Raw genomic sequence first — 12,687 nt, forward strand, 5'->3', positions numbered from 1 at the left:
AGCTATGAAAGCATCATTTTCTGATATTATAAAAGGGGAAACTCCCGTATTAGTAGATTTTTTTGCCGATTGGTGTGGTCCATGTAAAACACTAGCCCCTATTTTAAAAGATGTAAAGGGCGATTTGGGCGATGCAATCAAAGTTGTAAAAATCGATGTGGATAAAAATCAAACTTTAGCATCTCAATTTCAAGTAAGGGGTGTGCCCACCATGATTCTATTCAAAGACGGAAAACAAGTTTGGAGGCAATCTGGAGTAGTACCAAAGAATGACATACTACAGGTTATAAAATCTCACTAATAGAATTTTAAACACACAGGACTGGGCAAATCAACCTGGCTTACAAAATGTAGCGTACCATTACGCTCATCTCTTTTAAAAACAACAATGTTGTTGCTACGTTGATTTGCTACCAGTACATAATTTCCCGTAGGGTCTATAGTGAAATTTCTTGGCCAATCGCCTTTAACCGATTCTCTACCCACCAATTCTAATTTTCCGTTAGAATCGTCCACTTTAAAAATTACCACAGTATTTTCACCTCTATTTGTGCCGTAAAGAAATTTACCATCGGGTGACAAATGAATATCTGCACAATAACTTTCTCCTTCAAAATCGGTATCTACCGTTTTATAGTTTTCTAATTCAACATAATGCCCTTCATCTTTATTAAACACAGTTATGGTTGAATTCAACTCATTGATTACATAAAGAAAATTACGATTCTGTGCAGTTACAAAGTGCCTTGGCCCAGCCCCTTCAGCTAGTACCAACTCCTTTTGCTTGCTAGGTTTAAAACTCTCCTCTAATTCACTGTATTTTTTAATTCTATCCAACCCTAAATCAGAAACTAACAATTCCCCATTTAAAAAGGATGCCATATGGGCATGTGCTTGTTTGATAGAATCAAGATTTTTATGGTCTATGACTTGAGGCTTTGCATTTAGATTTCCATTTTCTTCTGTATTATAAACAGCAACATTACCTCCTGTATAATTTGCTACAGCCACTAAATTACCGTTATCACTAACACCAACATAACATGGGTTGGCACCATATGTAGATTGTTCTCCTAGCTTGATTAAAGAGGTGTCTTTTATACTATAAGTGGTAATGGAACCATCGTCATTTTTATAATTATCAATTTCACTTACCGCATACAATGAACTCCCATCTGGCGAAAACGCTAAATATGACGGATTTTTAATTTTAGCGGCTACAGTTCTTCCCTCCAATTCACCGGTATCGGTATTAAAATCGAACTTATATATTCCTTCACTTCCGTTATCCGTATAGGTACCCACAAAGAGAACTTCTTTCTTTTTAACGTCTTCCATCTTACAGCTATTCATAAAAATCAACCCTATAATCACAAATAAAAACCCAAATCTATATTTCATACACTACTATTCTTACCTCTAAAAATGCAAAGAGTAAAACCTTATTTAAAATTATCAAAAATATAAAAGAATAGACAAAACATTAAAATAAATTCAATTATATGTAACAAAAACGGAATATTCACTACATATAAGAAAGAAAAGATGATGGGATACGGAGGACAACCAATGAAGGTAATTAAAGCGAACAGGGCATTACTTAAGAAAAGTAGAAGCTTTAAAGAATTACGTAAAGATTATTTGGACTATACAAAAGCTACCAAATTACATTTTAAGGAACTCACCGATGTTGAGCGTAAAATTGTACGTGATAAAATTAGAGCACAAGCAAAAAAAGATAGCCTACAAGAAATAATAATCTACATCATTTCTTTTGCAATAGTTTTGGGTACATTTTATGCCATTTACTATTATGGGTAAAACCTAATACAAAATGAAGCCAGTTATAAGCCCCACAATTTAAAAGGGTTTTTAGTTTCAGGATCCTTATCTTTTGATTTAGTACGAGATTTATCCACCATAACCTTGTAAGTTGGATCTTCCATTACATTTACTTCAATAATATCATCTGCATTTTCAAGTAAGCTAATACTATCTTTACTTAAATGACGTAAATGTACTTTTTTACCCACTTTTGCATAACGCTCCGTAATTTTGTTTAAAGCTTCAATACCACTCATATCGGCAACTCGGCTTTCCTTGAAATCAATAATAACTTCTTCTGGATCGCCTTGAATATCAAATTTCTCATTAAATAGTGTGGTAGAACCAAAAAACAAAGGTCCGTAAATCTCATAATGCTTAACTCCGTTCTCATCTATATGTTTTCTTGCTCTAATTCTTTTGGCACTTTCCCAAGCAAATACCAAAGCTGAAATTATAACCCCTATTAATACAGCTAAAGCCAAATTGTGTAAAAACACAGTTATAAGCGTAACCAATATCATTACGAAAATATCTGGTTTGGGCATTCTTCTTAATGCCTTAAAACTAGCCCACTCAAAAGTACCTACGGAAACCATTACCATAACCCCAACCAATGCAGCTATGGGAACAAGTTCAATTACAGGTGCACCGAACAGTATGATCATCAATATGGTCAGTGAAGCGATTATACCAGACAACCTAGCCCTTGAACCGGCAGATAGGTTTACTAATGTTTGTGCGATCATTGGGCAACCACCCATACCGCCAAACAAACCATTTAATATATTGGCTCCCCCTTGTGCTACACACTCTCTGTTACTATTTCCTTTTGTACCGGTAATTTCATCTACCAAGTTCAACGTAAGCAGCCCTTCTGTTAAACCAACAGCTGCCATAATCAACCCGTAAGGCAAAATAACTTTAAAGTCTTCAAAAGTGAATGGTATTTGTGGAATATGAAAAGAAGGTAAAGTACCACTAAGTGATTTAAGTTCTTCACCTGGTAAGGTATCTTGATTAATAATATCTACAACTTGTTTGGTGTCGATATTAAAAATATATACTATTAAAAAAACTACGATTATGCCTATTAAAGAAGCTGGTACCGCTTTGGTTACTTTAGGTACAAAAACGATTATTGCCACCGTAAACAACACCAAGCCTAGCATCGTATACATTGCAGGGCCTGTAAGCCAAACGGCAGCATCTCCCACTCCAACCTTAAACTGGTCCATTTGAGCCATAAAAATAATAATGGCCAAACCATTTACAAAGCCGAACATTACGGGCTGCGGAACCAAACGTATAAATTTACCGAGCTTTAAAAACCCTATTATCATTTGAATAACACCAGCCAAAGCAACTGCCGCAAAAACATATTCTAGACCGTGAGAGCTCATTAACGCCATTAATACAACCACAGTTGCCCCAGCCCCACCAGAAATTAAACCTGGTCTACCACCAAAAATAGAGGTAACCAAGCCCATGATAAAAGCACCATATAAACCAACTAATGGTGAAAAGCCTGCTAAAATTGCGAACATCAATGATTCTGGTATCATTGTCATTGCAACCGTTAACCCTGCTAAAATTTCATTCTTGTAATCTACTTTCTGTTTAAAATCGAAAATATTGAGGTACTTCTGCATGCTCTGTGATTTAAAGGGCGCAAAAATAAGTCATATTTACCGCCCTCACCAAAATCCGGCTAAATATTACCAAATTATCTGTTTACCAACCCTTTAATCCCAATAACTTCTCTCCTAACGGTGTTAATTTAGCAGTATCATATTTTGTTTGCTCCCATTTTCTTGGATCTCCGGGAAATGCATAACCTTCTGGTGCAATTCTATTCTTCCATGAGTTTACTCTCCAATTTTTGAGCGATTCATTTTCTGGTTCGGCAGGCATCATTGAAATGTACTGCGCAATCCTAACTTTATCCTTTGATTTATTGGGTCTTATGCCATGAGGTTCGGTACTATTGAAAATCAATAAATCGCCAGCCTTCATTTTCACTTTTACAATTTTATCTTCTAATCCATCTAATGATGGCTGAAAACGATCACGGTCATCCGGTTGCGTCAATTTCCAAGAATCATAATTTCTATATAACCATGGTATACATTGAAATCCGCCCATATCCTCATCATCTTGATCTGCCAACGCCAATACGCCCTGTACATTTTGCGGCTTGGTCTCAGGGTCATAATCCCAATGGATAAAACCTTTTTTATTAGACCCTTCTGGTAATGGAAAATTCAGGTTGGCTCGATCAATGGTTACCCATAATTTTTCTGTACCCCAAACATCAACAAAAGCATCGTACACTTTTTGAGTTTGTCTGTTGTTCCATAAATGTTGGTTGTTATACACCTCAACCATACCGGTGCCGGTAAGTTCTTTCATTTGCATTTCTGCCCGGGCGGGTGCATACCATGTTGACTTATCTTTAGGGTCCTTTTCATCAAACTCCCAAAGAAAATCGGCCGTAGCTTTTGCCTGCTCTAAAGGCACTGCATTTTTAATGACGATATAACCATTTTCTACCCAAAAATTCCAATCTTCTTCGCTGAGTACACGAAGTGGTTCCCCATTAGATCGGTCATTCAATTTTTGTTTACTACTTGTTGCCGTTGATGGGTTGCCAGGTATTTCTTTATGAGCCGTATTACCTTGTTCTACTTTTTCATTTACTTGTTGCATGATATCTAAATTTAAGTTGTTGAATGTGATAAAACTACTGAGGATAAGCAATTTGAGCTACCGTAATATTGACCTAAATTTGAACAATATTGATTTCACAGCTACTTAGCATTCAATTATTACGCAATTTTGTTACATTTAAACCATGAAGATTGAATTAGAAACCATTGACCCCGCATCTAAAAGTCCGTTCAGATTATTACATGACCCCAAGTTGAGCCATTTATTTTATTGGCATTTTCACCCAGAGTATGAGTTGGTTTATATTGAAGGAGCAAATGGCACTAGGCATGTTGGCGATCATATTTCGGAGTACGAAGAAACCGATCTTGTATTGATAGGCTCCAACATTCCCCATCTTAATTTTGATTATGGTGTAAAAACAGATTACCGTGAAGAAGTTCTACATATAAAACCCAGTTTTAAGAACACTTTTGTAGACCCTTTACCTGAGCTACAGAGTCTGAACAGATTATTGGATTTATCTAGATACGGTATTGCTTTTCACGGTGAAACAAAAAAAGTGGTGGGTACTTTATTAAAAGAACTGCACACACTAAAACCTTTTGAATATTTTATGGCGATCATGAGTATTCTTAAAAGGTTATCTCAAAGTAATGAATTTGAATTACTTCATAAAAAGCCATACAAAAATAGATATAGTAAAAAGGAACAAAGTAGAATTCGTGATATTTACGCTTTAATAGATGACCGCTACCAAGGTAAAATATCTGTTGACGAAGTCGCTAAATTTTGCAATTTAACAAAGCCCGCTTTTTGCCGTTACTTTAAAAAAGCGACTGGAAGCACGTTTATAGAATTTTTAAATCAATATAGAATAAGCCAATCTAAACGTTTATTATTAACAGGTAAAAATGTTAGCGAAACATGTTTTGAATGCGGATTTGAAAGTTTGTCTTATTTCAACAGAACTTTTAAGAAGGTTACAGGCGAGAATCCATCGGCGTTCAAAAAGAGACTGCAGCGCAATTAAATGAAGTAGTATTCTACCGTAAAGAGTAAACATATGGATCATTGACCCATTACCTTTAGTGGTACATAATACATACGCAAATTAAAGTGTATAGTGTTAACCTCTAAAACCAATTCAATGGAAATATTCGATCCACTTTCAGTTAAAACCGTATTACAAATTTGTGTTGCTGCAGTTTTTGTTTATTTATACATGATGTTCATTACCCGAGTTACCGGCAAGAGAACATTTGCAAAAATGACTAGTTTTGATTTTGCAGTAACCATTGCCATGGGTTCTATATTGGCAGATGCCGTTAATAAACCCGTAGATAGTTTGATGCCCGCATTAGTTTCTTTAGCTATATTGGCTGGGCTACAAGCCTTGTTCGCCAAATTATTATCAAGCTCTGATGCTACACAAAAAGTGGTTACCAACACTCCTATTCTTCTTATGGAAAACGGAAATATCTTAAAAGAAAATCTAAAGAAAGCACTAATAAGCCAAGCGGATTTAATGGGAAAATTACGAGAAGCAAACGTTCTGCAGTTATCTCAAGTAAAGGCTGTAATATTTGAAACAACAGGAGATATTTCTGTATTACACACCAACAAAGCAATTGCTATTGATTCTGTAATTATGGAAGATGTTAAAACCGAAGCATAAAAAATGCCCTCTTCATTTGAATTGGGCATTCTTAAGACAATCAACCTAAAAACTATTTTGCTTTCTTTCGTTCTACGTTCATGGTAGGGTTAGAAGTTTTACTTCTTTTTTTACTTTCATCATATCCGCTATCGGATTTTAAATATTCAATATAACCTCTTCCTTTAAACTCATAGGTAGTACCACTATCTGGGTGATATAATTCTATTGTGCTATCATTAATTACATATAACTCAAAGTAATCATTACCAAAAAAGTCATAATCTAAAGTCAGGGTTTTTAAAGAGTTATCTCCCTGCACATTATACACTTGGTAATCTCCTTCAAAATCCCAACGTAAATTGGAGACATTGGTATTAGGTGCATCTAATGATGACCTAAAGTAATTGGGCAAAAACTGTAAATAATTCTCATTATCAAAATCGTTTATAGCTCCGGCATTACTTGTATATATTTTCTCCCAAGCGTCATATTCCTGTAAGAAGTAATTGATATTGTCATAGAACACCATATCATAATCAAAGTTATTGATCCTGTATCCTTTTAAATAATAAGAAGTATCGGTACTGGCATCGTACAACTCAATGGTATTATTATTTACGGCATACACCTCTAAAAACCAAGACCCATCAATATCATGATCAATATCTACCGTACCCCTTAGGGTACCATATGTTCCTACATCTATACCATAACCACCTCCAGTTTTACCAATGCCAACTATATTATTGTTCGCATACAAAACTCCTCTATCAAAAGAAACAGTAAACGCCCTTTGTAAAAAAGGTACTTCACCATTACCACGGGTTGCATTAATATCTACATACCATAGATCATAGCTTTGTAATACTTGATCTGTATTGAAAGCAGATTGCTCTATAAAATCATCTTCAATAATTACCTCTGCGTAACAAGAAACCAACAATGTGGCCAAAAGAAAATATCCTGTAAGTAGTTTTATCGTTTTCATATGATTTCGTTTAATTGATTATTAACCTAGAAACAATCTCTATGCCAAAATTTACTTAAGACTCATACCAAGTGTTTAACCCTCATATAAATTATTGGTAAATTTGCAGTATGAACAAGGATGCTAAATTTGCGGTTTTAGGTGGTGGAAGTTGGGCTACGGCGATTGTTAAAATGCTGACCAACAACCAAGAACAGGTAGGCTGGTATATGAGAAATGCCGATGCAATCGAACATATAAAATCTCAAAAACACAACCCTAATTATCTTACCTCGGTAGAATTTAAACCAGAACAATTGGTTTTGACCAATGATATAAATGAAGCTGTTAACTATGCCGATGTTTTAATTTTTGCGATCCCTTCCGCTTTTTTAGTAACTGAATTGAAGCACCTTACAGCGTCTTTACAGGAGAAAACCATTTTCTCTGCGATTAAAGGTATTGTACCGGAATCTGGACTAATTGTTGGTGAACATTTTAATGAATTACATGCAATACCTTTTGAAAATATTGGAGTAATTACCGGTCCTTGCCATGCTGAAGAAGTTGCTATGGAACGACTTTCTTATTTGACCATTGCCTGTGCAGATACCGAAAAAGCAGAATTGGTTGCCCAAAATTTGGCATGCGCATACATCAAAACGAGCATCAGTAAAGACATAATAGGAACTGAATATGCTGCCATGCTTAAAAATATTTATGCCATTGCAGCTGGTATTGCCCATGGGTTGGGATATGGCGACAACTTTCAGAGTGTTCTAATGAGTAATGCCATTCGTGAAATGAAGCGCTACACCAAGCGTATTCATAACCTAGACCGAAACATTAACAAATCTGCCTATTTAGGCGATTTACTAGTAACGGGATATTCAATTTTTAGCCGTAATAGAATGTTCGGTAATATGATAGGAAAAGGGTACACAGTAAAAAGTGCACAAATGGAAATGAGTATGATAGCCGAAGGATATTACGCCGCCAAAAGTGCCTATAACATAAAGGAGAACTTTACCAAAAAGGTAAAAACCCCTATAATTGATGCTGTTTATAAGGTGCTTTACGAAAACAAGAATCCAAAAAAGGTATTTCTAGACCTAACCGAAAAGCTCGATTAACCTCTTTCTAAAGAGAAATCTGAGTGTTCTTTGATTTCCGCTAGTAATGTAGCTCGCCATTCTTCTACTATTAGGTCTGAGGTGCCAAACTTGTTTTTGAACTCTTTTAGCAAAGGTTCCATTAGTATTTTTACACTATCGATATCAAAATATAACCTGCCGGTTCTTCTTATAAAGAAATCCATTGGGGTCTGCACCATTTCATAATCAATAGCAAATGACAATTCTGCCTTTGCCAAACGAATGTATTTATCCGCTTCAACGATAGTAGCGTATGTTTCCAAAATCTTTTCTGTCTGTTTCCCATAATTGGTAACCAAAAACCAGGCATCATGTTTGGTGAAACCGTCTATTTTTATTCGATCATAAATCTCGTTGATGTATTTTTTTACGTGCTTGAATTTTTTAAAATCAACATTTCCGCATAGAAAAATTTTCTCGGTAAAACATTCTTTTAATTGCGTATTATAGTCTTCTTCCATTCTTTTGGAAATACGATCTACGACTCTTTCCGCCATTTTTCGGTAACCTGTTAACTTACCGCCTGCTATACTTATTAATCCCGTATCCGAAACAAAGATTTCGTCTTTTCTAGATAGTTCTGATGCCGACTTACCTTCCTCATGAATCAGTGGTCGTAAACCGGCCCATGATGAAACAATATCATCTAATTCTAAATGAATATCAGGAAACATATTATTTACCGCAGAAATCAAATAAATTGCATCTGCAAGATCTGTTCTTACATGGTCTTTATTATCATTATAATTGGTATCGGTAGTACCTACGTACGTAATTTTTCCTCTGGGAATAGCGAACATCATTCTACCATCCGGTATATCAAAATAGACTGATTGTTTTACTGGTAGTTTTTCAAATGGAAATACTAAATGCACTCCTTTTGTTAAATGAAGTTGTTTTCCCTTTTTAGAATTATTTAAACTTCTAAGCTCATCTACCCAAGGTCCGGCAGCACTAATTACGTATTTAGATTTAATTGTAAATTCATTTCCGGTAAGTGCGTCAATAGCTTTTACCCCGGCAACTTTTTCATTATCGTACACAAAGTCTTTAACCTTTGCATAATTGAGTGCCTGTGCGCCGAACAATAAACTCGTTTTGATATTTTCAATGGTTAAACGGGCATCATCTGTTCTATATTCAGCATAATAACCTGCTCCGTTCAATATTTTTTTTGGCAGTAAAGGCTCCAATTTCATGGCTTCCTTTTTCTCCAACATTTTTCGCTTATCATCGCCAGATACTTGTGCTAGAATATCATAAACCTTAAGCCCTATGGATGTTAACCATTTACCGTAAGAACCATTTTCAATTAAAGGCAATAACATTTTCTCGGGCAAGACCAAATGAGGAGCCAATTTATGTACTATGGCACGCTCAGAGCCCACTTCTTTTACCAACCAAAAATCGAACTGTTTCAAATATCGGAGTCCGCCATGTATCAATTTAGTAGATTTACTACTGGTACCCGAAGCAAAATCTCCTTTTTCTAAAAGCACCACCTTTAAACCACGCGATGCAGCATCTAATGCAATACCCCCGCCTGTAATACCACCACCGATCACTACTAGGTCAAATTCTTCAGATGCTAGATTACCTATTGTCTTTTGACGTTCTAAATTTGTAAATTTTATATTTTCCATAGGTAGTATGTATTTGAATTAGTAGACCGGACTTACTCTAAAAGTCATGACAAAAAATCAAAGATAGTATGACGGGAATCCTATTTTATGCTCTAAAGAATTAATTAATTGTAAAATCAATGTGTATTTACTCTTCGTCTTCCCAGCCCTTTGTACGTTCTACAGCTTTTTGCCACTTTTTGTACAAGCGCTTTCTTTTTACGCGATCAAACGTTGGCTTAAAAATTTTATTCATGGGTCGGGTTTCATCAATATCAGATTGTTTCCAGAACCCAACATGTATTCCGGCTAAGAATGCCGCACCCATTGCGGTAGATTCGATTATTTCTGGACGGTGTACTTCAGAATCTAGAATATCGGCTTGAAATTGCATTAAATGATCATTTGCACAAGCACCACCATCTACTCTTAAATTTTTGAGTTGAATACCAGAATCATCTTCCATTGCCTTTAAGATATCTTTTGTTTGGTATGCGAGTGCCTCTAAAGTTGCCTTTGCCAAATGTGCTTTACCGGTATCCCTTGTTAAGCCAAATACCGCTCCCCTGGCATACATATCCCAATATGGTGCTCCAAGTCCTGCAAATGCGGGTACGACATACACCGGATTTTCACCTTCGATAGAGTTTGCCAATTCTTCGGTCTCCTTTGCTTCTTCAATAAGTTCTAAACCATCGCGTAGCCATTGTATAGCGGCACCGGCAATAAATATACTGCCTTCAAGTGCATAATACACTTTACCGTCCAATCCATAGGCTATTGTGGTTAAAAGACCATTTTTTGAAAATTGAGGGTTCTCGCCCGTATTCATCAGCATGAAACAACCGGTACCATATGTGTTTTTTGCCGACCCTTTTTTGAAGCATGCCTGACCGAACAACGCCGCTTGTTGATCACCTGCAATACCAGCTATGGGTATTTTTACTCCCTCTATTTCAAAATCCCCAAAATGTGCCGATGACGGCTTTACTTCTGGTAGCATAGTTTTAGGTATGCCCAACACCTTTAACATTTTATCGTCCCATACAAGGTTTACGATGTCATAGATCATGGTACGCGATACATTGGTATAATCCGTTACATGCTTATGGCCATTGGTCATATTCCAAACCAACCAGGTATCTATGGTTCCCATTAAGAGATCGCCTGCCTCTGCCTTATGTTTTGCACCTTCTACATTGTCCAATATCCACTTTACCTTAGTCCCAGAAAAATAGGAATCTATAACCAACCCTGTAGTTTTCTTTACATGCTCTGTAAGTCCGCTCTTTTTAAGATGTTGGCAAATATCCGCTGTACGTTTATCTTGCCAGACAATGGCATTATAAACGGGTTCGCCAGTATTATTGTCCCAAACCACAGTAGTTTCCCTTTGGTTGGTGATTCCAATACCAACAATTTCCGAAGGTTTTACCTTCTCTTTTTTAAGGAGCTCTTCCAAAACTGCCATTTGAGTCGACAAAATCTCTTTTGGATCATGTTCTACCCACCCCGATTTTGGAAAAATTTGTTTAAATTCTTTCTGAACCATTCCATTAATGGTTCCATCATGGTCTACCAATAAAGCCCTAGAGCTTGTAGTACCTTGATCTAACGATATTATAAATTGCCTTGACATGTGCTTGAGTTTTCTTTAAATATAGCAGATTTAAAACCCAATTCAAACATCAAAAATCTAATGGACCAAGTATATTTCTATTCAAGATAATTTCTCTACCTGTACACCTTAGGAAGCTCTTTTACCTAATAGAATTGCGTAGTAATTACTTTATAAATTCTTTTTCCAAGAAGTAAGAGACAATGGCTTCTTTCATGAGCACAGTTTGCTCACCAGCTTTTAGAGAAGGTAGTTCCTCTAACACATTGTAATGCGGCCAGCCATCTTCATCAAAAAAGCTAAATTCATAAAAACCGTAAGGTTCTAACAAACGGCAAATGGCAATATGCATAAGGTCTAACTTATCGTCTTTCTTATACTTTCTATGATACTGCCCTAACTCTTGAACGCCTACTAAATAAATAATAGCATCTAGCTCTAAAGGGTCGCCATCAGAAAATTTTTCAGATAGTTTTTCAACCAAATAATCCCAACGTTCTTTTAATTGTGTATCCCTTGCCATAACATCCTACAATCTACTATAATTTAGACTTTGCAAAGGTACAAATCAAAGTTCTATATTTGTTAAAACACTTTGTGAATGGGACTTTTAGATATTTTACTGGGATTACCTTTAATATGGGGTCTGTGGAAAGGGTATAAAAATGGTCTTTTTATGGAAATCGCCTCTATTGTTGCTTTAATAGCGGGTATTTTCGGAGCTATTCATTTTTCATATATCACTGGTAATTATTTGTCTGAACACTTAAATTGGAATGAGCGAAATATGAGTATCATTGCTTTTATTATCACTTTGGTCCTTATAATTATAGTGGTGAACTTAGCAGGTAAATTATTGACCAAAGTTGCCAATTTTGCCATGCTAGGATGGTTGAACAAAATTGCAGGTGGAATTTTTGGCACCTTGAAAGTGGCTATTCTTTTAGGGGCAGCATTTATATTTTTTGATCGAATGGATGCTACCTTTAGCATTCTATCCGTAGAAACTAAAAAAGAATCTATTCTTTACCAACCAATAAAAGATATTGGGGCTTTAATTTTCGATACGGTTCTAAAGACCGAAGTACTACCAGAAGAGTCATCAGACGAATCGATGACTATATAATTTTCATCGTTCAATAATCTTACATATTATACACTTTATCGAATAA

General features: G+C 35.8%; 13 protein-coding genes. 6 read left to right on the forward strand and 7 right to left on the reverse strand.

The genetic code is table 11. The features are described from left to right. Positions 1 to 4: 4 nt before the first annotated feature. The gene (gene trxA / locus DCS95_RS13765) at positions 5 to 301 is read left to right on the forward strand and encodes a thioredoxin (RefSeq protein WP_116771361.1); all 297 of its coding nucleotides are present in this window, start codon (positions 5 to 7) and stop codon (positions 299 to 301) included. Here the strand turns inward: trxA and DCS95_RS13770 are convergent. After that, a complete protein-coding gene (locus tag DCS95_RS13770; RefSeq protein WP_116771362.1) occupies positions 298 to 1,401 on the reverse strand; it encodes a lactonase family protein in 1,104 nt (367 codons plus the stop codon). The genes trxA and DCS95_RS13770 overlap by 4 nt on opposite strands. Before the next feature lie 144 nt (positions 1,402 to 1,545). On the opposite strand from DCS95_RS13770, the gene DCS95_RS13775 reads away from it, so the two are divergent. Further along, positions 1,546 to 1,821, forward strand: coding sequence for a hypothetical protein (locus DCS95_RS13775; RefSeq protein WP_116771363.1), 276 nt, complete (start codon positions 1,546 to 1,548; stop codon positions 1,819 to 1,821). Positions 1,822 to 1,844: 23 nt separating this feature from the next. On the opposite strand, the gene DCS95_RS13780 is transcribed toward DCS95_RS13775, so the two are convergent. Together DCS95_RS13780 and DCS95_RS13785 are read right to left on the reverse strand one after the other, a co-directional pair. Further along, positions 1,845 to 3,476: a SulP family inorganic anion transporter gene (locus DCS95_RS13780; protein WP_116771364.1), complete on the reverse strand. Its 1,632-nt coding sequence runs from the start codon at positions 3,474 to 3,476 to the stop codon at positions 1,845 to 1,847. An 82-nt stretch (positions 3,477 to 3,558) separates the two neighbouring features. After that, positions 3,559 to 4,533, reverse strand: a complete 975-nt coding sequence (locus DCS95_RS13785; RefSeq protein ID WP_116771365.1) for a phytanoyl-CoA dioxygenase family protein — start codon at positions 4,531 to 4,533, stop codon at positions 3,559 to 3,561. A 145-nt stretch (positions 4,534 to 4,678) separates the two neighbouring features. Between DCS95_RS13785 and DCS95_RS13790 the strand changes: the two genes are divergently transcribed. Further along, the gene (locus DCS95_RS13790) at positions 4,679 to 5,527 is read left to right on the forward strand and encodes a helix-turn-helix domain-containing protein (protein ID WP_116771366.1); all 849 of its coding nucleotides are present in this window, start codon (positions 4,679 to 4,681) and stop codon (positions 5,525 to 5,527) included. Positions 5,528 to 5,644: 117 nt separating this feature from the next. Then, the gene (locus tag DCS95_RS13795; RefSeq protein WP_116771367.1) at positions 5,645 to 6,172 is read left to right on the forward strand and encodes a DUF421 domain-containing protein; all 528 of its coding nucleotides are present in this window, start codon (positions 5,645 to 5,647) and stop codon (positions 6,170 to 6,172) included. Positions 6,173 to 6,224: 52 nt separating this feature from the next. Here the strand turns inward: DCS95_RS13795 and DCS95_RS13800 are convergent, their stop codons facing one another. After that, positions 6,225 to 7,142, reverse strand: coding sequence for a nicotinic acid mononucleotide adenyltransferase (locus DCS95_RS13800; protein ID WP_116771368.1), 918 nt, complete (start codon positions 7,140 to 7,142; stop codon positions 6,225 to 6,227). A 110-nt stretch (positions 7,143 to 7,252) separates the two neighbouring features. Between DCS95_RS13800 and DCS95_RS13805 the strand changes: the two genes are divergently transcribed. After that, on the forward strand, positions 7,253 to 8,254 hold the full coding sequence (locus DCS95_RS13805; protein WP_116771369.1) for an NAD(P)H-dependent glycerol-3-phosphate dehydrogenase: 1,002 nt from the start codon (positions 7,253 to 7,255) through the stop codon (positions 8,252 to 8,254). Here DCS95_RS13805 and DCS95_RS13810 read toward each other — a convergent pair. The 3 genes from DCS95_RS13810 to DCS95_RS13820 form a co-directional block, all read right to left on the reverse strand. Further along, positions 8,251 to 9,918 (reverse strand): glycerol-3-phosphate dehydrogenase/oxidase, encoded by a 1,668-nt coding sequence (locus DCS95_RS13810; RefSeq protein ID WP_116771370.1) that lies wholly within the window; start codon positions 9,916 to 9,918, stop codon positions 8,251 to 8,253. The genes DCS95_RS13805 and DCS95_RS13810 overlap by 4 nt on opposite strands. 127 nt (positions 9,919 to 10,045) lie before the next feature. Then, positions 10,046 to 11,536: a glycerol kinase GlpK gene (gene glpK / locus DCS95_RS13815; RefSeq protein WP_116771371.1), complete on the reverse strand. Its 1,491-nt coding sequence runs from the start codon at positions 11,534 to 11,536 to the stop codon at positions 10,046 to 10,048. 145 nt (positions 11,537 to 11,681) lie between these two features. After that, a complete protein-coding gene (locus DCS95_RS13820) occupies positions 11,682 to 12,038 on the reverse strand; it encodes a hypothetical protein (RefSeq protein ID WP_116771372.1) in 357 nt (118 codons plus the stop codon). A 78-nt stretch (positions 12,039 to 12,116) separates the two neighbouring features. On the opposite strand from DCS95_RS13820, the gene DCS95_RS13825 reads away from it, so the two are divergent. Beyond that, positions 12,117 to 12,641: a CvpA family protein gene (locus tag DCS95_RS13825; RefSeq protein ID WP_116771373.1), complete on the forward strand. Its 525-nt coding sequence runs from the start codon at positions 12,117 to 12,119 to the stop codon at positions 12,639 to 12,641. The last annotated feature ends 46 nt before the right edge of the window (positions 12,642 to 12,687 follow it).

This window comes from Maribacter litoralis, from assembly GCF_003075045.1.
In the GTDB taxonomy this organism is placed as follows: Bacteria; Bacteroidota; Bacteroidia; order Flavobacteriales; family Flavobacteriaceae; genus Maribacter; species Maribacter litoralis.